This is a genomic window from Microbulbifer hainanensis (assembly GCF_014904735.1).
Classification (GTDB): domain Bacteria; phylum Pseudomonadota; class Gammaproteobacteria; order Pseudomonadales; family Cellvibrionaceae; genus Microbulbifer; species Microbulbifer hainanensis.
On sequence record NZ_JACZCR010000027.1, the window covers coordinates 1 to 19,322 of the forward strand.

At 60.7% G+C, this 19,322-nt stretch carries 18 protein-coding genes and 1 pseudogene; 10 read left to right on the top strand and 9 right to left on the bottom strand.

Features of this window, described 5'->3' with window-relative positions:
• Positions 1 to 558 (bottom strand): annotated as a pseudogene (locus tag IG168_RS09810) (PD-(D/E)XK nuclease family protein); the annotation flags it as partial.
• Positions 555 to 2,243 carry a VRR-NUC domain-containing protein gene (locus IG168_RS09815; protein WP_193164218.1) on the bottom strand — a complete coding sequence of 563 codons (1,689 nt, stop codon included), beginning with the start codon at positions 2,241 to 2,243 and terminating at the stop codon, positions 555 to 557. The gene IG168_RS09815 and the pseudogene IG168_RS09810, both read right to left, overlap by 4 nt.
• A 512-nt stretch (positions 2,244 to 2,755) precedes the next feature.
• Between IG168_RS09815 and IG168_RS09820 the strand changes: the two genes are divergently transcribed.
• From IG168_RS09820 to IG168_RS09865, 10 genes are all read left to right on the top strand, one after another.
• Positions 2,756 to 3,502, top strand: coding sequence for a hypothetical protein (locus IG168_RS09820; protein WP_193164219.1), 747 nt, complete (start codon positions 2,756 to 2,758; stop codon positions 3,500 to 3,502).
• A gap of 171 nt (positions 3,503 to 3,673) precedes the next feature.
• Positions 3,674 to 4,672: a type I glyceraldehyde-3-phosphate dehydrogenase gene (gene gap / locus IG168_RS09825; RefSeq protein ID WP_193164220.1), complete on the top strand. Its 999-nt coding sequence runs from the start codon at positions 3,674 to 3,676 to the stop codon at positions 4,670 to 4,672.
• A gap of 17 nt (positions 4,673 to 4,689) precedes the next feature.
• The gene (gene atpD / locus IG168_RS09830) at positions 4,690 to 6,078 is read left to right on the top strand and encodes a F0F1 ATP synthase subunit beta (RefSeq protein WP_193164221.1); all 1,389 of its coding nucleotides are present in this window, start codon (positions 4,690 to 4,692) and stop codon (positions 6,076 to 6,078) included.
• Positions 6,075 to 6,476, top strand: coding sequence for a F0F1 ATP synthase subunit epsilon (locus IG168_RS09835; RefSeq protein ID WP_193164222.1), 402 nt, complete (start codon positions 6,075 to 6,077; stop codon positions 6,474 to 6,476). The genes atpD and IG168_RS09835 overlap by 4 nt, the downstream gene beginning before the upstream one ends.
• A complete protein-coding gene (locus tag IG168_RS09840; protein WP_193164223.1) occupies positions 6,476 to 6,754 on the top strand; it encodes an AtpZ/AtpI family protein in 279 nt (92 codons plus the stop codon). Before IG168_RS09835 ends, IG168_RS09840 begins: the two co-directional genes overlap by 1 nt.
• A gap of 3 nt (positions 6,755 to 6,757) precedes the next feature.
• Positions 6,758 to 7,456, top strand: coding sequence for a F0F1 ATP synthase subunit A (locus IG168_RS09845; RefSeq protein WP_193164224.1), 699 nt, complete (start codon positions 6,758 to 6,760; stop codon positions 7,454 to 7,456).
• Between the two features lies 1 nt (position 7,457).
• Positions 7,458 to 7,724: an ATP synthase F0 subunit C gene (gene atpE / locus IG168_RS09850; protein WP_226876802.1), complete on the top strand. Its 267-nt coding sequence runs from the start codon at positions 7,458 to 7,460 to the stop codon at positions 7,722 to 7,724.
• Between the two features lie 16 nt (positions 7,725 to 7,740).
• Positions 7,741 to 8,496, top strand: a complete 756-nt coding sequence (locus IG168_RS09855; RefSeq protein ID WP_193164226.1) for a F0F1 ATP synthase subunit delta — start codon at positions 7,741 to 7,743, stop codon at positions 8,494 to 8,496.
• A 3-nt stretch (positions 8,497 to 8,499) separates the two neighbouring features.
• Entirely contained in the window at positions 8,500 to 9,975 is a 1,476-nt protein-coding gene (locus IG168_RS09860) for a F0F1 ATP synthase subunit alpha (RefSeq protein ID WP_193164227.1), read from the top strand.
• Positions 9,972 to 10,829: a F0F1 ATP synthase subunit gamma gene (locus tag IG168_RS09865; RefSeq protein ID WP_193164228.1), complete on the top strand. Its 858-nt coding sequence runs from the start codon at positions 9,972 to 9,974 to the stop codon at positions 10,827 to 10,829. Before IG168_RS09860 ends, IG168_RS09865 begins: the two co-directional genes overlap by 4 nt.
• 49 nt (positions 10,830 to 10,878) lie before the next feature.
• Here the strand turns inward: IG168_RS09865 and IG168_RS09870 are convergent, their stop codons facing one another.
• The 7 genes from IG168_RS09870 to IG168_RS09900 form a co-directional block, all read right to left on the bottom strand.
• Positions 10,879 to 13,176 carry a heavy metal translocating P-type ATPase gene (locus IG168_RS09870; RefSeq protein ID WP_193164229.1) on the bottom strand — a complete coding sequence of 766 codons (2,298 nt, stop codon included), beginning with the start codon at positions 13,174 to 13,176 and terminating at the stop codon, positions 10,879 to 10,881.
• Positions 13,177 to 13,405: 229 nt separating this feature from the next.
• A complete protein-coding gene (locus IG168_RS09875; RefSeq protein WP_193164230.1) occupies positions 13,406 to 13,669 on the bottom strand; it encodes an acyl carrier protein in 264 nt (87 codons plus the stop codon).
• Positions 13,666 to 14,856 (bottom strand): dihydrolipoamide acetyltransferase family protein, encoded by a 1,191-nt coding sequence (locus IG168_RS09880; RefSeq protein ID WP_193164231.1) that lies wholly within the window; start codon positions 14,854 to 14,856, stop codon positions 13,666 to 13,668. Before IG168_RS09880 ends, IG168_RS09875 begins: the two co-directional genes overlap by 4 nt.
• Positions 14,849 to 15,829, bottom strand: a complete 981-nt coding sequence (locus IG168_RS09885; protein ID WP_193164232.1) for an alpha-ketoacid dehydrogenase subunit beta — start codon at positions 15,827 to 15,829, stop codon at positions 14,849 to 14,851. Before IG168_RS09885 ends, IG168_RS09880 begins: the two co-directional genes overlap by 8 nt.
• A 53-nt stretch (positions 15,830 to 15,882) precedes the next feature.
• Positions 15,883 to 16,923 (bottom strand): pyruvate dehydrogenase (acetyl-transferring) E1 component subunit alpha, encoded by a 1,041-nt coding sequence (gene pdhA / locus IG168_RS09890; RefSeq protein WP_193164233.1) that lies wholly within the window; start codon positions 16,921 to 16,923, stop codon positions 15,883 to 15,885.
• Positions 16,920 to 18,683 carry an acetate--CoA ligase gene (gene acsA / locus IG168_RS09895; RefSeq protein ID WP_193164234.1) on the bottom strand — a complete coding sequence of 588 codons (1,764 nt, stop codon included), beginning with the start codon at positions 18,681 to 18,683 and terminating at the stop codon, positions 16,920 to 16,922. The genes pdhA and acsA overlap by 4 nt, the downstream gene beginning before the upstream one ends.
• Before the next feature lie 54 nt (positions 18,684 to 18,737).
• Positions 18,738 to 19,226, bottom strand: coding sequence for a Crp/Fnr family transcriptional regulator (locus IG168_RS09900; protein WP_193164235.1), 489 nt, complete (start codon positions 19,224 to 19,226; stop codon positions 18,738 to 18,740).
• Positions 19,227 to 19,322 lie beyond the last annotated feature (96 nt).

A 19,322-nucleotide genomic window follows, 5' to 3' on the forward strand; every position in this document is an offset into this window, starting at 1 on the left:
CTCCGCCCAGCGGAATTCACGCAGCTCCGGGTAGGACTTCCGCTCCTTGAGGTTGTACCACAGCATCTGCAGTGCAACCCGATCGTCATCAATGCCGGTGATACCGGATTCGGCCCGCCGCTGCAGCAGGTAGCAGAAGCCGTAGATTTTCAGCTGGGCCCAGTGCAGCTGGCGCACGGATTCCGGCAATTTTTCCGGAGGGCAATAAGTCGTTTTGATTTCGTCCAGTTGCACCGGCCGGTGCAGGTCATTCCGCGGGTGCAGGATATCGACGCGGCCACTGAGGATGACCGCCTGCCCCTCGCAGTGGCAGTGTGCCTCCAGCCGGTACTCGGCTTCGCTGCCGGCAGGGCGCTGCTTCTGCAGCTTCTGGTGCGCGCGAATCCCCTCCTGGGCCGTGGGGCCCGCGGGTCTGTCGCTGTGCAGGTCGCCGCTGCGACAGGCAAATGCCACCAGTTCGCCCACGGACAATTGCAGTGGCCCGGTGTCGCAGTCAACGGGTGTCGCCTTGCTAGGGGGCTTTTCCCGTTGGCTGGGAGAGGCTTCCACGGAACTCACGGCTGTTGCCACTCCACGTGTAGTACCCGGTGCGGTATCTGGTGTCGGGCAAAAAAGGCGAGCCAGCGCACCTGGTTCTGCTGCAGGCGATCACCGGGGCCCTTTACTTCCACCAGCTCGTAGCCACCGTCCGGCGTAAACAGGATCAGGTCCGGCAGGCCGCTGCAGTGATTGGCGATATCGCTCAACAGGCGGCGGAACAGGTGCCGCCAGTGGTCGGCGGGGATGTGCTTGAGCGCCAGTTCCAGCAGGTCCCCTGTCAGGGCCTCCCAGGCGACCAGGGGATTGGCGATACCCCATTTTTCGCGGAAATTCCGTAAAACCCGCTTTCCGAGACTTTCGCTGTCCAGTTCAGCCAAGCGCTGTTCAAAGACTGCCCGCCGCGCCGGATAGAAGTCGGATGTGCGAAAGTCGCTGGGCGCCACCTGAAACGGATTGAAAAAAGCCCCGGGTACCGGCGCGAACAGGATGTCCCAGATATAGAGACCGAGAACTCCATTAAACAGGCAGTTTTCCACGTAGTAGCAACGGGCTATCTCTGCCCCGTGGGATGCCTGCTGCAGGTAGTCCGCAGCGAGTAGTTCCACCCGCTCCGGTGCCTGCGGCAACGTCACTGTCTCAGTGGGTGGCTGGTGCCGCGCTGGCTGTTGCCAGCCGTCGAGGCAGCCTTCCTTTTTGGCGGTCCGATAACCAAAACTCTCGGCGAAAACCTGCTCCGCTTCATTGTGGGGTGCCGCGAGGATTTTCCGGCACAGGGCCAGACCCCGGTCGATATCGCCGCGCTTGATGGCAATCCGCGCCCGGCGCTCCCGCGCCGGTGGCCGGGTGCAGCGCCGGTAGAGCTGGTCTGCCGCATCTAGCTCGTCCAGCCGCTCCAGCTGTCGGGCCAGTGTCAGGCGCAGGCGATCCAGGCGGCGCAGCAGAGTGGTATCCTCACTGTTCGGGGCGGTCATGGGCAGCTGTTCCGCCAGCGCGAGTATGGCTTGAGTCCCCGCGTCCAGTGCTTCGTCCAGTTGCGCCAGGCAGTCGTAATAGCGCAGGTGCTGGTCGATTTGTGTCCGACTCTGGAAAGGCAGGTGCTGCTGGTCCAGCGGGTAACTTTCGTAGCGGTAGAGCCCCAGATCCCGCAAGACGTAGTCGGTCAGGTCCTGATTCAGGTTGCCAAAAAAGCACAGCTTGAAAGTCTCAAAGTGCTCTGCGGCCTGTACCGCCAGCAGAGATTCATTCGCCAATAAAGCGTCGAGGAGCTCTGCCGAAGCGGCGGATTGCTCCAGCAGTGCCAGTTCCAGTGCCGGGCGTTTCAGCGATTTCGGCAGAGGAGTAGGGCTACAGGCCTGCAATTCGGCCTTGTTGAACAGGGGCAGGATTTCCGCCAGCGGCAGCGCCGGGTTGCGCCGCAGCAGGCCGGCGTCGACAAGCTGTTCAGCCGCCTCTGGCAGGCCGGTGATTTCCGCATAATCCAGTTTGCTTGCGCGAAACATGGCACCGGCGGCCGACGGTACACCCTTGCGCGACAGCAGCCTTACGTACAACCGCTGGCTGTCGATGTCCAGTGTGTGGAAGCTGGCGTAAAACTGCCGCTCCTCGTCCGTGAGCAGGGGTTCATAGCAATCCAGGACAAAGTCCACCAGGGCGCGGAAATTGCTCAGGTAGTAATCCGGTGGCAGTTCAACGGGTTCGGCCATGGGGTACTGCGTGTCGCTCGCGTTTGCTTCTTTCGTGACGGTGAGAACGGGGCAGCGCCCCTGTCGTATAAATAGCTGTATGGTTATACAGCATGTTTGCGGGGTGAACAAATCCAGTGGCGACCACGCGGCCACGCAGTAGTCACATTGGGGGGAGTCGCTTGTCACGACACGGCATCGGTGGTGTTTGGACTCCGACGCCGCGCGGTGGGCCACCATTCGCGGTTTGCGGGATTTGTCAGCGCCCGCTGGATAAGTAGGGCGACATATTCCGCGGTTAGAAAAATACCGCGTCAGGTTTGACGAGGATTCTGCCTTAAGCTCAAGCCGACAGTATATTGATACTGGACGCTATATATTGGGGCCAGTTTTTCATCGGTGGCCGCAAGCTCAACCGGGATTCCGGTGGAGTCTGAGGCAATGAATGCCACAAGATTGGGAAAAGCTCTATTGCCCCCTGCGCCATGCAAAATGCGGGAAGCTACTAATGAACTGAAGGTGGCCGATGTAAATTGAAGATGGATTTATTTGCTCCGCTTTTAACGATACTACTGCTCTGCGGCATCAATTTTACGTTGCCCAGATGGCGTATTTTCCAGCGGGAAAGTCCGCCCGCGATTCTCAGTGTCTCTGCGGGGACAGGGCTGGCCTATGTGTTTCTGGAAATGATGCCCAAGCTGGCGAAAATACAACAATTAACGCTGCTACCCGAATACGGCTCTATATTCCCGCTACAAAATCATGCCTACCTGGCGGCGCTGGCTGGATTCATTATCTTTTTCCTGCTTGCCAAGAGGGATCTGCAAGGCGACGAGGAAAGTAGCGACGCGGCATGGTCCAGGGCGACGGTCGTGTTGGCTGCTTTCTTTGCGCTATACAATGCACAGGTTGGATTTTTCCTTGGCGATTGGGAGTCCTCAGGGCTGTTGAGCCAGTCATTGGTGGCGGCAGTTTTCGGCCTGCATATCATGGGCCTGGACTACCACTTGTGGCACCATTACCCAGTACACTATGTACGCCATTTCCGGGGCCTCTTTTGCCTTTTTATGCTGCTGGGCTGGCTGGGTGCAGTGCTGACCCATGAACTTTATGGGCTAATGATGATAACCACGCAGTTTATTACCGGTGCAATTATCGTCATGGCTATCCGTGCAGAATTGCCTGCTAAAGAGAATACCCATATCCCGCTGTTCTTGAGCTCCGTAGCCATCACTTCCTGCGTGATTCTCGTACTCCAGGCGCGCCTGCTTGACGCCTAGTTTCAATGGCTTGCGCTGCCAGCAGTGTGTTAATCCCGCGAGACAGGATCCCTTCACAGTCCTGCCGATTCTAGTCAGGCGGCTATAAGCACTTGTTTATCCGGCCTGGCCGTGTGAATCCACCGCTGTGTTTCTATCCTAGAGGAATCCATTCCATTGAAGTGAAATCCAATGAAACGCGTTGCCATCAATGGCCTCGGTCGTATCGGCAGACTGCTGTTGCGCCGCTACCTCCAGGGAGACTACAAGCGCTTTACCCTGGTCGCAGCCAACGAGCCCATGTCCTCGGAAAACCTGCTCTATCTGCTCAAGTACGATTCGGTACACGGGAGGCTGGAGCGAGATGTCTCCATCGAAAAGGGAAAACTGCACCTGGACAAATTGGAGCTTTCCCTGTCTTCCGAGATGAGTCCGGAAAAGCTCCCCTGGGACGATGAGGGCATCGACGTGGTCATCGAGTGCAGCGGGCACTTTACCAAGCGCGCCGCTGCAGCCAAGCACCTCGAAGCCGGTGCCCGTCGGGTATTGATCAGTGCGCCGTCGCCAGACGCGGATATCATGCTGGTGATGGGCGTCAACGAAACCGATTTCGAGCCGGATCTCCACCACGTTATTTCCAATGCCTCCTGCACCACCAACTCCCTGGCGCCGGCACTGAAAATCCTGGATGACAACTTTGGCATTGAGCAGGCCCTTGTCACCACCATTCACGCCTATACGGCCAGCCAGAGTGTCGTGGATCAGCCTGCAGGGAAGAAAATCCGCGGCCGTGCTGCGGCGGTCAACATGATTCCCACCGGTACGGGTGCCGATGCCGCGACGGTCGCGATATTGCCCCAGCTAAAGGACCGCCTGAGTGCGTTGGCGGTGCGGGTACCAGTGGCGGACGGCTCCCTCACCGATATCTCTGCGCAGTTGAAGACCGGCAGCAATGCTGAAGAAATCAACCGTGTGTTCAAGGCCGCTGCCGCGGGCGAACTGAGCGGCATACTGGACTACAGCGAAGAGGAGCTGGTTTCCTCCGACATCATCGGCAACCCGCACTCCGGCATCGTGCACGGCCTTTCCACCCGGACCCAGGGAAACCTCGCCAAGGTCCAGGTCTGGTATGACAACGAGTATGGCTACGCCTGCCGCTGTCTGGACCTGCTGGAGCAGGTGCTGCTGTAGTGGCAGGGCCGGTGTGAATGGAAGCGGAGGCCGGCGTAGTCGCGCCGATCGGTGCCATTGCCGAAGTACACGGTCCGGTGGTGGTGATTCGCTGCGAGACACTGCCGCCACTGCGCCAGGCCCTCAAGGCCTCCATCGATGACGAGCGTTACCTGTTTGAAGTCCACCAGCATCTCGACCAGCGCCACGTGCGCGCCATTACCCTGCATCGCACCGCCGGCCTGCGTCGTGGCATGCAGGTATTCGATACCGGTGCGCCATTACATGTCCCCGTCACCCCGGATTGCCTGGGCCGGCTGCTGAATATTTTCGGTGAACCCCTGGATGGCGGGGAAGCGTTAAGCGCGCGTGAGTATCGCAACATTCATGCGCCACCTGCAGCCCTGTGGGATGCGGTGGGCACCGGCGACATTCTGCAGACGGGCATCAAGGTGATCGACCTGCTGTGCCCCTTTGTGCGCGGCGGCAAAACCGGACTGTTCGGCGGCGCCGGTGTCGGCAAGACGGTGCTGGTGATGGAATTCATGCATGCTGTCGCATCGTTGCACAGCGGCGTCTCGGTCTTTGCCGGTGTCGGTGAGCGCATCCGCGAGGGCCACGAGCTGTGGCACGAGATGCGCGAAGCGGGGGTGATGCCGCAGACACTGATGGCCTTCGGGCAGATGGACGAGTCGCCCGGCGTGCGCTTCCGTATCGGCCTTTCGGCGCTGACCTATGCGGAATACCTGCGCGACACCCTGCAAAAAGAAGTGCTGTTCGTAATGGACAACATTTTTCGCTTCGTACAGGCCGGCAGTGAGATTTCCAGCCTGCTCGGGCGCATGCCAGCCACGGTCGGTTACCAGCCCACGCTGATCAGCGAGGTCGCCGAACTGCAGGAGCGGATACTGTCGACCCGCACCGGCGCCGTTACCGCAGTTCAGGCGGTGTACGTACCGGCCGACGATATGACTGACCCGGCGGTGAGCGCCATCTTCAGCCATCTGGATTCTTCGGTGGTGCTGTCGCGGGCGCAGGCGGGCAAGGGCATTTACCCTGCGGTGGAACCGCTGTTGTCCAGCAGCCGATTGATGGACAGGCACACCCTGGGTGATCGTCACTATACGGTGGCGGAAGGCGTGCGTGAACATTTGGCGCGATACCGCGAACTGGAAGACATTATCGCCATGCTCGGTATAGAAGAGCTGTCGCCCAGAGATCGTCGCATCGTTATGCGCGCGCGCAAATTGCAGCGCTACCTGACCCAGCCATTCACCGCTACTGCGTCCCATACCGGCATCGCGGGCGTCTCGGTACCACTTGAGGATACGCTGCAAGACTGCGAGACATTTTTGCGCGGCGATTTCGACGAACTGACTGAAGAGGACTGCTATATGCGCGGCAGTATGCGGGAACTGCAGAAGTGAATACCTTTAGTCTGCTCCTTCTTTCAGCCACTGAGCAAAAGCGCATAGAAGGCGTCAGTTCCTTCGTCGGGGAAGATGCGTCCGGCAGTTTCGGCATACTGGCGGGGCACACGCGCACAATGACCGCGCTGCTGTTTGGTCTGGCGCGTTTTCGCCGCAAGGGGGAGGCGTGGGAATACCTGGCGCTGCCCGGTGGACTACTCTACTTTCTCGACAATCGCCTGCAGATCTGTACGCGTCACTACCTGATCGATCGCGACTATGAACGGATATCCGAATTGTTGCAGCAGCAATTAATGGCGGAGGAGCAAAGTCTCCACGATACAAAAGAGAGTCTGCGGCGGTTGGAGGAATCCATTCTGCGCCGACTGTGGGAGGCGGGCAGGGGCTTCGATTAATGGAGCGAAACGACAGGGGTAAACAGCTGCGTAAAAAGGTGGAGCGCCAGGCCAGGCGTATGCAACGGGCCGAGCGCGAGCGCCCGACGCTGATCGCGCAGACCATCTATCTCGGCACGCTCGGTCTGGTATTCGTGCTGCCGGTTGTGGGTGGCGCCTATCTCGGGCAATGGCTCGACGACCTCGTGGCCGGTTATTCCACCCGCTGGACCTTGAGCCTGATTCTTGTCGGTGTGGCGGTAGGGGCCATCAATGTCTATCTGTTGATCAGGGAGTAGTTGGTGAACCAAAGCGAAATTGTCGCCGCGGTCTTGTTCCGTCTGGGACCACTGGAAATCACCGGTACCGTAGTGACAACCTGGGCAATTATTGCCGTTCTGGCGCTGGCGTCCTGGTTGCTGTCGCGACGCCTGCAACGACAGCCGGGCCGAGTGCAGACAGTTGCGGAAGGTGTGGAAATGGCGATGGAGGATGCAATCCGCGCGGTGGCACCCGATCACGTACAACTGTTGCTGCCGTTTGTCGGCAGTCTGTGGATCTTCCTGGTGGTGGCCAATCTGAGCGGATTGATTCCGGGCGTACATTCGCCCACGCGGGATCTCTCCGCCACCGCGGCCCTGGCAATACTGGTGTTTTTGTCCGTGCACTGGTTCGGCATCCGCAACCAGGGGCTTAAGCGGTATCTGCGCCACTATCTCAGCCCGAGTCCGATACTGCTGCCGTTTACCCTGATCAGCGAGGTCACCCGCACTGTTGCGCTGGCCGTGCGTCTGTTCGGCAATATCATGAGCCTGGAAATGACAGCACTGCTGGTGCTGTTAGTCGCCGGCTTTCTGGCGCCAATCCCGATTCTGATGCTACATATAATCGAAGCGCTGGTTCAGGCCTATATCTTTGGAATGCTGGCATTGATCTACGTCGCCGGCGGCCTCCAGTCACAGCAGCTGAAGGAACAGCGGCAGGAGAATCCCCGTGCATGACATGACTTGGTTCACCCTGGGTTCTACCGTCTTCGCGGCACTAGCGATCGGCATCGGCGTGCTCGGGCCCGCCTTTGCCATGGGGCGGGCCATCAGCAGCGCGCTGGATGCGCTGGCACGCCAGCCGGAAGCGGAGCGCTCGATCATGCGCACGCTGTTTATCGGGCTGGCGATGATCGAATCCCTGGCCATCTATGTACTGGTGATTGTGCTGATAATCCTGTTCCGCAATCCTCTGCTGGAATACCTGTTAAAACCCGGCGGATAAAGTACAGGGGGCGGGCATGGAACTGAACTGGTCAACCTTCCTGCTGGAAATCCTCAATTTTCTCGTGCTGGTATGGATACTGAAGCGCTTTTTCTACAAGCCGCTGCAAGAGGTCATTGCACGCCGACAACAGGAAATAGAAGCGCGCGTGGCCGAAGCGGAAAAAATGCGGAGCGACGCACAGCAGTTACAGCAACAATATGAGGGCCGCCAGGCGGGCTGGGAAAACGAGCGCCAGCAGGCACGCGAAGTTCTGCAAAAGGAAATAAAGGACACGCGCGCCCGGCTGGAGGACGAATTGCAGGAATCGCTGCAGCAGCAACGTCAGAGGGCGGAAGTGGTGGCGCAGCGCCAGCGCAGGGAACAGCTGCGACAGCTGGAACAGCAGGCGGTGGAGCAAGGCGGAGAATTTGCCGCGCGGCTGTTGCAGCAGAGCGCCGGGCCGGATCTGGAATCGCGCCTGCTGGCACTGTTGCTCGATTCGCTCGGCAAGGTATCGACGGAACAGCTGAATGAACTGCGCGAAGCGGCGCAGAAAAATGCGCAGGTGGTGGAAGTGGCGAGCGCTTTTCCCTTGCCCTCGCACCAGCGCGATGAGATAGCCAGCGCGCTCGCGGAACTACTCGAGGGACAGGTGGACTGCCATTTTGTCGAGGCACCGGAGCTGATTGCCGGTCTGCGCATCGCGATCGGTGCCTGGGTGCTCGGCGCCAATGTGCGCGATGAACTGCACGGTTTCAGCCAGCTCGAGAGCACATCTGCCAATGATTGACGTATGAACAGTGATTTACTGCAGCGTCGCGCCGAGTGGCTGAAACACTACCGCCCGCGGATGCGCATCCGCGAGCGCGGCCGGCTGGTGTCGGTCGGCGACGGCATCGCCTGGGTCGACGGACTGCCCGGCGCGGCAATGGATGACCTGCTCGAATTCGCCGATGGCAGCCGCGGGCTGGTGTTCGATCTTACCGGTGGCCTGGTCGGCGCTGTGCTGTTGACGGAAACTGCAAAACTCACTGCCGGTGCCGTTGCGCGCCTGTTGCCGAAGCCCCTGGGTATCGGTGTGGGCGATGAATTATTGGGGCGGGTAATCGATCCATTGGGCCAGCCGCTGGATGGTGGCGCCCCGATTGAGAGTACCGCCTGGCGACGGCTGGAAGTCGCAGCGCCGGCGATTATCCAGCGCGACTTTGTCAATGAGCCGCTGTACACCGGCAACAAGGTCCTGGACACCATGATCCCGATCGGTCGTGGACAGCGCCAGCTGTTGATTGGCGATGAGGGGCTGGGGCGCAGCTCACTGGCGCTGGACACGGTGGTCAACCAGCGCGGACAGGATGTGTACTGCATTTACGTGCTGATCGGGCAGAAGCGCTCGGCAGTCGTGGATGTCCTCGGCTTACTGCGCGACTACGGCGCGCTGGATTACACCGTGCTGGTGGTCGCCGAGGCCAGCGCGCTGCCGGGGCTGCAACACCTGGCTCCCTTTGCCGGCTGCAGCATCGCCGAATACTGGATGCGCCGAGGCCGGGATACGCTGGTAGTCTACGACGATCTCTCCACCCACGCGAAAACCTACCGGGAACTCTCGCTGTTACTGCGCCGCCCACCGGGGCGCGAAGCCTACCCGGGCGATATCTTTTCTGTGCACGCGCGTTTGCTGGAGCGGGCCACCTGCCTGAACCCGCAGGAAGGCGGCGGCAGTATGACTGCGCTGCCGATTATCGAGACTCAGCAGGGCGAGATTGCCGCCTACATCCCCACCAACCTGATTTCCATTACCGACGGCCAGGTCTACCTCGATCGCGAGCTGTTTGCCGCAGGATTTCGCCCGGCTATTGATATTGGCAAATCGGTGTCGCGTATTGGTGGACGTGCGCAACACCCGGCGATCAAGCGCGAAGCGGGGCGCATGAAACTCGATTACCTGCAGTTTCTCGAGCTGGAGATTTTCACCCGCTTCGGCGCCCGGCTGGAGGCCAGCATGGAGCGGGCCATTCGCCGCGGTCGCGTGCTGCGGGAAATTCTCAAACAGGAGCGATTGAGGCCGCTGCCGATTGAGTTCCAGTTGGCGTGGATGCTGGCTTTTAACGACGGGCTGCTGGACGAGGTGGAGCTGGATGAAGTCCCGCGACTGCTGGCGCAATTGCAACGACAGGTCGAGGCCGGCGAAATCAGCCTGGACGACGGGCGTGATCGCTGCAGCGCGCAGGTGCGCGACTGGCTTGCCAGCGCCGAGCGGACAACACAGTGAGCCGTCGGCGCGCGCTGCAGCACCAGTGGCAGAAGCTCAGCGAGGCGCGGGAAATCGTCTCGTCGATGAAATCCCTGGCATTTATGGAGACGCGCAGGCTGGCCCGCTTCGTCGATATTCAGCGCCAGGCAGTCCTGACCATGGAAGAGGCGGCGGCGGACTTTCTCGCTGCTTACCCGGATGTGCTACCCCGGGCGCAGTTGGGGCGTCGCGTATTCCTGCTACTGGGTTCGGAGCGCGGCTTTTGCGGCAACTTCAATGAAGCCCTGGTACACGCGCTGGAGCCAAAGCTGCGCGAACCCGGCGGAGAAACGGCGGGCATCGTTGCCTGCGGCCAGAAGTTGTGCGCCAAACTGGAGGGCCACCCGCAACTGTTAACCGGACTGGATGGCGCCGCAGTCGGTGACGAGATGGACTCTGTCCTCATCCGGTTAACAAAAGTGCTCGGCGAGCTGCAGCAACGGGAGGGCGCGATCGCGCTCAGCGTGCTGCACCACGATATGGAACAGGAGGAAGTCGTCACGCGAGAGCTGCTGCCGCCTTTCGGCGCGCTCGATCCTCCCCAGCACGCGGGCGGCTACCCGCCGCAACTGAACCTGACCCCGCCGGAATTCCTGCTGGAGCTGGTCGACCAGTACCTGTTTGCCGCGCTGCAGGAAATCCTCACGCTCTCCCTGATGGCGGAAAACAATCGGCGCCTGCACCATCTGGAGGGCGCGGTTCACTACCTCGATGACAACCTGGAGTCACTGCGGCGCAAGAGCAACCAGGTGCGCCAGGAACAGATCACCGAGGAGATAGAAGTGATCCTGTTGAGCGTGGAGAGCGCGGTTCCGCCAGTGGAAGAGGAGTGAGCCGTGGCTATGTTGTTGTCTATCTTCTCCGCCGATGAGCGCGATCTCACTATTGGGTGTCACTCAAAGTGAAGTAGAGCTCCTCCTCTTGCGCGAAATGCAGGCGCACTATGGCGACCAGGCTCAACAAAAGGCCGCGCAGTTCCCGCCGCTGAAATTCATTCGGACCTTCGTCAACCAGTTCCGCCGTCAACTGTTCGAAGCGCCGCGCCAGTCGGAAGATCTCCCGATGCGTATGACTCATTGCCCCCAGCGGATCGAAGCCGTGCATCTTGTCGGCAAGCATCGGGTAGAGCTTTTCTTCGTCCTCGCGCTCGTGCGGGAGCAGTTGGTCCCGAATCAGAATGGCGAGGGATCGTAATTTGTCGCGGCTTTCCGCCGGTGAGCTGGTGTCCAGTGCGTGGGCAGTTGCTTCTATTCGGTCCAGGATAGGTTGTAACTCGTCGTGCTGGCGGCGCAGTTGATCGGCCACTTCCGCTGGCAGCGTACTTCCTGCAAGGTGTTCCGGGAGAGGTTGCAGCGCCCGCAAAGCGTTGAGGATCACCGCGACATCGATCGCCTCCTGCAGAAGGGCCCCGGCGACAGGCGGCAGGAATCCAAAGGCGGCGAACAGCATTGCCACCCCCGATAGCCCCATCCCGACGAGCACACTCTGCAGGGCGATGTGTCGGCCGCGCCGTGCGATCAGTAGCCCCTCCGGCAGCCGGTCGAGGCGATCTACCAGCAGCACCACGTCTGCCGCTTCGGCGGATGCGCTGGCGCCCCGGGCGCCCATGGCGATGCCCACATCGGCAGCCGCCAGCGCCGGCGCATCGTTGATACCGTCGCCGACCATGGCGGTGCTGGCACGGCGGCATTCGGTCTCGACAGCGGCGACCTTGTCCGCCGGTGAGCGCTCCGCCAGTACCGAATCGAATCCCAGCGAAAGCGCCACGGTTTCGGCGACGTCTTGCCGGTCGCCGCTCAGCATCACTGTACGGCGGATGCCAGCCCGATGTAGTTCGCGCAGAGCCCGCGGAGTCTCCAGGCGGATCTGGTCCGCAAGCAACAGGACGCCGGCGAGGTGACCGTCGATGCCGACGAAAACACCCGACAGCCCGCGCATTGCCATCTGCTGCAGCCGGTCGCGCGCCCAGCTGTCGGGTTCTTTGCCTTCCAATACCAGGTTCAAACTGCCTACGACCAGCTCATGTCCTTCGACCTGTCCGCGCAATCCCTCGCCGGGCTCTTCCTGCACCTGTTGCGGGAGGCTGGTTTCGAGATTGCGGCGCTGTGCTTCAATGACTAGCGACTGGGCGGTGCTGTGCTGGGATACCTGATCCAGCGACACCGCCAGGCGCAATAACTCTTCCGGCAGGAAAGGTGGTTTTGTTTCGATCGATACCAGCTGCGCTCGCCCGGTCGTCAATGTCCCGGTCTTGTCGAACAACATGTTTTCGACATCCGCGAGCTGTTCAAGCGCATCGCCATTTTTAATCAGAATACCGCGTCGGGCGGCGCGGGAGATGGCGGAGATCATCGCCACCGGTGCCGCCAGAATCAGGGGGCAGGGGGTGGCCACCACCAATACCGCCAGTGCCCTGACCGGATCTCCGGAATACAGCCAGGCTACTCCAGCGACGGTGAGTGCGGCGGGAATAAACAGCAGGGCGTAGCGGTCAGCCAGGCGGGTAAAGGCCGCCTTACCGGCCTGGGCCTCCTCGACCATCTGCACGATGCCGGCATAAGTGCTTTCGGCTTCGGTTTTCAGCGCCTGCAGTTCCAGTGGCCCGCCGGCGTTAATCGTGCCACTCAACAACTGCTCACCGCGAGTGCACTGTCGCGGCTGGGATTCACCGGTCACCACGGACTCGTCCAATTGCGCCGCTCCGGAGAGAAGCAAGCCGTCGACGGGTACCGCTTCTCCAGGCTTGACCAACAGACGATCCCCCACAGTGACCGCGCCGGTTGCCACATCTTTTACCCCGGAGTCGTCACAGAGATGCGCCACCCGGGGACTGCGTTCGAGCAGCGCGGAGAGTTCCCGGCGCGCCCGTCCGCTGGCGTACTCCTCAAGGGAGCGGCCGCTGGCAAACATAAAGGCGATCACCGCGCCGGCAAGATATTGCTCCAGTGCGATTGCGCCGGCCATGGTCAGCAGGGCAAGCAAATCCACTCCGGCCCGGTGGCGCAGCAGGGCGCGCAGACTTTCCACTGTCGCCACTGCCAACATCAGCGCCGTGGCGGCAGCCCAGAACGGCGCGGGTGATATTCCCCATATCCAGACCAGGCCACCGATGGCCAGCAGCACGGCGACGGTGATGGCAAATCCAGTGTGGATACGGCTGGCGATATTGGGCGCGATCATGATTTTGTCGGGGGAGTATCCGGGTTCATCCTGGTGTGGATGTCATAGCGCTCTGTCGTGCGCCGCCATTTTATAGAGCTGCGCAGCCTGTCGGGCAGCCGCCGGATCTGGTGCCAGATACCGGGTGATCTTTCCTGCACTGTGCAGACAAGAATAGTTCCGGGGATGAGCTGACGATTCCACCGAACTTTTTCCGACCAGAGTACGCCAGACCTTTCGAAAACAGTGACTAGTTTTCCTCTGCGCTGCCTTCGATATGCTGCGCCAGGTATTCGACGGCACCGTCCAGGCTCTGTATCGCCACATAGTCCTTTTCCGGAATGTCCATCTGGAATTCCCGTCCCAACGCGATGGTGAAATTCAGGAAATCCATCGAGTCGAAATCGTACTGGTCGCGAATCGGTGTTTTCGGATCCAGTTCCCCGGGATTGATATCCGGTGCGACCTGGAGAAGTTTTTTCAGTGCCAGTGCTCGTATTTCCTCGCGATTCATAACCTCTCGGGCTCCTGTAACAGGCGATCGATTTCCGCCAGGAAGAGGGCGCCGCGGTGGCCATCACTGGCGCGGTGGTCGGCAGCAAGGCTTGCGTTGATGACACGCCGCACCTGCGGCGCGCGATTGACCGGTCGGACTCTCTCGACAATGGAACCGAAACCGACGATCGCCAGCTGCGGCGGATAGATGATGGGGAATACGGTATCGACACCCTGTTCGCCGAGGCTGGTAACGGTGATGGTGGCATCCTGTAGCTCTGATCCTCGCAGGTGGCCGCTTCTGGCCCGATTCACCAGATCGGAGAATTCTGCCATCAGTTCATCCGGATTTTTCCGGTGTACATCGCGCAGTGTCGGTACCAGCAAGCCACCGCTGCGCAGTGAGATCGCCACGCCGACATGTACGTCGTCTTTGACCTGGGCTGCGTCGTCCATAAAGAAACCGTTCATCTCCGGCACCTTTTGCAGCGCGCCTGCCACCGCTTTCAGTAACAGAATTGCGTAGACCAGGCGCAGGGGAAGAGGGCGTTCGGCGTTTTGTTGTTCGAGCCAGGTGAGGGCGGGCGTCAGGTCGATACTGGTGGACAGGTAATAGTGGGGGATTTCCCTGTTTGAGCGCACCACGGCGGCAGCAATAGCGCGGCGCATACTGCTCGCGGCGGCTTCGGCCTGCTTCTCGGCGGTGCCTGCTACGGTTCCTGTTGGCGCCGCTGGGCCCGCGCTAGAGGCCACGTCTTCCAGGGTGACGGCGCCCCCGGGCCCCGTGCCCACGATGTTTTCAGGGTCTACGCTCAGTTCGCGCGCGCGCTTGCGCGCGGCGGGGGAAATGCGTTTGCGCTCTCCCCCCGGTGGTGGCTGGATATTAAGGGCGCGGGGCATGTCCTCTGGTGGAGCCTGCTTGTCCTCGCTGACGCCGGCTTTTCTGGGTTCGGCGTGCCCCTGTGTTTTCCCTCCACTCCGGATTGTCGCGAGCACCGTGCCCACCGGCACTTTTTCATCCGGTTGCACCAGAATCTCTTTAACAGTGCCCGACTCGAAGACCTCAATATCGATGATTCCCTTGTCGGTCTCCACTGCGGCGATACTATCGCCTTTGGTTACGGTGTCGCCGGGTTCGACAAACCATTCGCGCAGGGTCGCGTCTTTCATGTCGGCACCCAGGGAGGGCAGGCGAAATTCAGACATTTTGTCCCATCACCTCGCGCACCTTTTCCACGATGGTGTCCACCTGTGGCAGTGCCGCGTGTTCCAGGTGCGCGGCATAGGGGATGGGCACTTCGGCGCTACACACCCGCGCCAGCGGCGCGTCGAGATCGTAAAATGCCTGCTCGGCGATGCGCATGCCGATCTCCCCGGCCAGGCTGCCGCTGCGCCAACCCTCGTCGATCAATACCGCGCGGTGGGTCTTGCGCACCGAGGCGAGAATTGTCTCATCGTCCAGTGGTCGCAGCGATCTGAGATCAACCACCTCGGCATCGATACCGCCCTCGGCCAGTTGTTCGGCGGCGTCCAGCGTCTTGTGCAGGTTGCCGCCGTAACAGATCAGGCTGACATCCGATCCGTTTCGGCGCACCGCGGCGCGGCGGATATCCGTGATTGACGAGTCCTCGGCCAGCTCGCCCTCCCGGTTGTACAGCGCGTTGTGTTCAAAAATGATCACCGGGTCCGGATCCTCCAGTGCCAGGCGCAGCATGCCGCGCATATCTTCCAGGGTGCCGGGCGCAATTACACGCAAGCCGGGCACGTGGGCATACCAGCACTCCAGGCTGTGCGAGTGCTGCGCGGCCAGCTGGCGGCCGGCGCCGGTTGTCATGCGGAGCACTACCGGAACACTGAATTGACCGCCAGACATATGGCGCAGGGTGGCGGCGTTGTTCACTATCTGATCCAGGCACAACAGGCTGAAGTTGACCGTCATGACTTCGACGATGGGGCGCATGCCGCCAAGTGCGGCGCCAATGCCGGCGCCAACAAAGGCGGACTCGGAAAGTGGCGTATCGCGGATGCGCTCTTCGCCAAACTCTTCCTGCAGACCCTTGCTGACGGCGTAGCAGCCGCCGTAACGGCCCACGTCCTCGCCCATCAGGAAGACCCGCTCGTCCTGCTGGAGCGCTTCCTGCAGTGCGCTGCGCATGGCTTCGCGGTAGGTGGTTTTCATTGGGCTTCTTGTCCGATCATTCGGATATCCAGGTTTTTATCGATCGATTAAATTCAATCATTTCGAATGTTTTGGTTGTTTATGGCGGTGTTCAGGGTAAAAAGATTCGATAAAATCGATTCCGTGTAGGTGTCCTTCAGCAGATCCTCCACCGGTTCCCAGTGGCCCGCATTGGCAAAATCCACGGCGTTCTGGATTTCCTCGGCTACCGATTTTTCGATTCCTTGCACATCGGCATCGTTCAACACCTTCTGTGCGCGCAGCCGTGCAGTCAGGGTGGCAACTGGGCAGAGCTGCTTCCACTGCTCTACCTCTTCTTTGCTGCGGTAGAGTTCCGGGTCGAACATGGAGTGGGCGCGGAAACGGTAGGTGCGCATTTCCAGGAAAGCGGGCGCCGCTTTTTCACGGACTCTCTTTACCGCGTCCCGCACCGCCGTATTGACGGAAATGACATCCATCCCGTCCACTGCGGCGGAAAAGATGCCGTAGCATTTCGCTTTCTGGTGGATATCGGTCACCGATTCCGAGCGCGCCAGCGCGGTGCCCATGGCGTACAGATTGTTCTCGCAGATGAACAGTACCGGCAGTTGCCAGAGCGCGGCCAGATTGAGGGATTCGTGGAACTCGCCCTCGGCCACCGCGCCCTCACCGAAGAAGCAGGCGGTAATCCGCCGGCGGTTTTTCATCTTGTCTGCCAGCGCCAGGCCGATGGCCAGCGGCAGGCCGCCGGACACTATGGCGTTGCCGCCATAGAAGCGCGTCCCCGCATCGAACAAATGCATGGAACCGCCGCGCCCGTGCGAGCAACCCTCGCGCTTGCCAAACATCTCCGCGAGGATGGCATTCATGGAAATGCCGTGCATTAGCGCATGGCCGTGCTCGCGGTAGGTAGCGACGACGGCGGCGTCTTCGCCCAGCTCCGGGATGGCACCGGCGGCGACTGCCTCCTCGCCGATATACAGGTGCAGAAAGCCCCGAATTTTCTCCTGGCCGTAGAGTTCTGCACACTTTTCCTCCATACGGCGAATCCGGGTCATGTCGGTCAGCCATTGCAGGCCCTGTTCGCGGCTGACTTGCGAGGGTTTTCCTGTCATTCCCGGCTCTCCAGTGTCGATGTGTCGCCTTCGGGCAGACCGAGTTCGCGCGCTTTCAGCAATCGGCGCATGATCTTGCCGGAACGGGTGCGCGGCAGGTTGTCATGAATCTCGATCTGTCGTGGCGCGACCGCCGGGCCCAGACGGCGGCGCGCCAGGGCCAACAGCTCGGTGCGCAGTGCCTCGCTGGGCTGGTGCGCAGGTTTCAGGGATACGAAGGCCTTGACCACTTCGCCGGCGATCGGGTCTGGCACGCCGATGGCGGCGGCTTCGGCCACTGCCGGGTGTTCCATCAGCGCGCTCTCCACCTCGAACGGACCGATCAGGTGCCCGGATGATTTGATCACGTCGTCGGCGCGCCCCACGAACCAGAAGTAGCCATCTTCGTCGCGGCGCGCCAGGTCACCGGTGAGGTACCAGTCGCCGCTGAAGCAGGCCCTGTAGCGCTCTTCTTCGTGCAGATAGCCCCGGAACATCGACGGCCAGCCGCGCTTCAACGCCAGCTCACCCTCGCGATCCGCATCCTCGATTAATTCCACCGAACCGTCTTCGCGCCGGCGTACTACAGTCGCCTCGATGCCCGGCAGCGGTTTGCCCATGGAACCGGGGCGGATATCCATACTGGCGAAGTTGGCGATCATGATTCCACCGGTTTCCGTCTGCCACCAGTTGTCGTGGAAGGGCAGCTCGAACGCCTCTTCGCCCCAGAGTACCGCCTCGGGATTCAGCGGCTCGCCGACGCTCGCCATAAAACGCAGTGCCGGGAGCTGGAACTTGCGCGCCAGTTCGGCGCCGTGTTTCATCATCATGCGGACCGCAGTCGGGGCCGTGTACCAGACGCTCACCATGTGGTCGCGCAAAATGCCGTACCAGCGCTCCGGTTCGAACTCCTGTCGGTCCACGATCATGGTCGCCCCGATCGTCAGCGGCGCGATAATGCCGTAGCTGGTGCCGGTGACCCAGCCCGGATCTGCGGTGCACCAGAAAACGTCCTGTGGGTGAAGGTCGAGGGCGAGGCGCGCACTGGCATGGTGGGCCACCACCGCTTCATGGACGTGGATGGCGCCCTTCGGTTTGCCGGTGGTGCCACTGGTGAAATGCAGCAGGGCGGGATCTTCGGGGTTCGTATTGCATACCGGGAATTCGTCCGCGGCGGCGTCCAGCAGTTGCTGGAAATCGAGGGTGTCGTCGGGATGTTTCTCCTGTGCGCTGTCTCGCACCAGCAGCACGTGCTGCAGGTGCGGGAGTGAGTCGCGCAGGGCGGCGACCTTGCGCCGGTAAAGACTTTCGGTGGTGACGAGGACCTTGGCCTCGCCGATAGACAGGCGCGAGTGCAGCGGCTCGGGCCCGAAGGCGGAAAACAGAGGGCAAAAGACGCTGCCGTTCTTCAGCGTACCGAGCGCGGTGATATAGAGCGGGGGAATCCGCTCACTGAGTGCAAAGACCCGCTCGCCTTTCTTGACGCCGAGGTTCCGGAGGACATTGGCGAAGCGGTTGGTCAGCCGGCTCAGGTCGCCGTAGCTGAAATCCGTCGCTTCGCCGCTCCTGTCGAGCCAGCGCAGTGCCAGGTGCTCGCACCGATCACCGGCGGCGTGGCGGTCGACTGCCTCGTGGGCAATATTGAGCCCGCCGCCGGGCATTCCGTCGAGCAGCTCCCGTTCGTGTTCCCAGGAAAAATTTCGCCGGGCGGCGTCGTAGTCGAGCAGATTGGGAATCAGCTCCCAGTCTTCACTTTGTTTGCGGATCGTTTGTCGCGGCATAGTCGTTTCGTTGGCTTACCCTGTGGTTGAGACCTTATCGCCGGCATCCTCACCTCAAGGATTATCGCGTTTCAGTTCCGCCACCGTCTGGATTAGACCCAGAATCCTCCGCGCCAACTCCCGGGACAGGTTGATCAGCAGCACGCCGAAGTCTAATGGCATTTCGCAGTGCAGGGTGTAGAACAGATCTGAGTTCACCTCCAGTACATAACTGCTACTGGCGGCTATTGTCGTGCCCGGCCACGGGGTCAGCGCGATCATACTGACAAAGCCAATCGCCTCCCCAAAATGGAAATCGTAGATATGCTCAATGTGGCCATTCGCGTCCTGGTAGTAGGAAAGGGAACCTTTCAGAACGATATAGAAGGAACCTGACGGTCTGCCGGTTTCGATGAGCGTCTCGCCTTTACGTAACACGTGGATCTGCCCGTTTTTTAACAGGTATTTCATCGCCTCGTCGGACAAAGCGCCGAATGCAGCAGCATTTTTCAGATCGTCAATGGAAAGTTCGTCCAGTAAGAGCTCCGCGCCTATTTGTCGCATGGCAGCTTTCCCGATTTGATGCTCGCAGCTATTTCTAAAGTATGGGGCAATGGTGACTGTTATGCTTTCTGGGGGGATTGCGCGCCGTTCTGGACG

Bases quoted from the DNA above. Each gene is read 5' to 3' on its own strand.
- atpD (WP_193164221.1), top strand. From the start codon at position 4,690: ATGGAAGCGGAGGCCGGCGTAGTCGCGCCGATCGGTGCCATTGCCGAA.
- acsA (WP_193164234.1), bottom strand. From the start codon at position 18,683: ATGCCGCGACAAACGATCCGCAAACAAAGTGAAGACTGGGAGCTGATT.
- IG168_RS09870 (WP_193164229.1), bottom strand. From the start codon at position 13,176: ATGATCGCGCCCAATATCGCCAGCCGTATCCACACTGGATTTGCCATC.
- IG168_RS09855 (WP_193164226.1), top strand. From the start codon at position 7,741: ATGGAACTGAACTGGTCAACCTTCCTGCTGGAAATCCTCAATTTTCTC.
- IG168_RS09900 (WP_193164235.1), bottom strand. From the start codon at position 19,226: ATGCGACAAATAGGCGCGGAGCTCTTACTGGACGAACTTTCCATTGAC.
- IG168_RS09860 (WP_193164227.1), top strand. From the start codon at position 8,500: ATGAACAGTGATTTACTGCAGCGTCGCGCCGAGTGGCTGAAACACTAC.
- gap (WP_193164220.1), top strand. From the start codon at position 3,674: ATGAAACGCGTTGCCATCAATGGCCTCGGTCGTATCGGCAGACTGCTG.
- IG168_RS09815 (WP_193164218.1), bottom strand. From the start codon at position 2,243: ATGGCCGAACCCGTTGAACTGCCACCGGATTACTACCTGAGCAATTTC.
- IG168_RS09880 (WP_193164231.1), bottom strand. From the start codon at position 14,856: ATGTCTGAATTTCGCCTGCCCTCCCTGGGTGCCGACATGAAAGACGCG.
- atpE (WP_226876802.1), top strand. From the start codon at position 7,458: ATGACTTGGTTCACCCTGGGTTCTACCGTCTTCGCGGCACTAGCGATC.
- IG168_RS09875 (WP_193164230.1), bottom strand. From the start codon at position 13,669: ATGAATCGCGAGGAAATACGAGCACTGGCACTGAAAAAACTTCTCCAG.
- IG168_RS09885 (WP_193164232.1), bottom strand. From the start codon at position 15,829: ATGAAAACCACCTACCGCGAAGCCATGCGCAGCGCACTGCAGGAAGCG.
- pdhA (WP_193164233.1), bottom strand. From the start codon at position 16,923: ATGACAGGAAAACCCTCGCAAGTCAGCCGCGAACAGGGCCTGCAATGG.
- IG168_RS09840 (WP_193164223.1), top strand. From the start codon at position 6,476: ATGGAGCGAAACGACAGGGGTAAACAGCTGCGTAAAAAGGTGGAGCGC.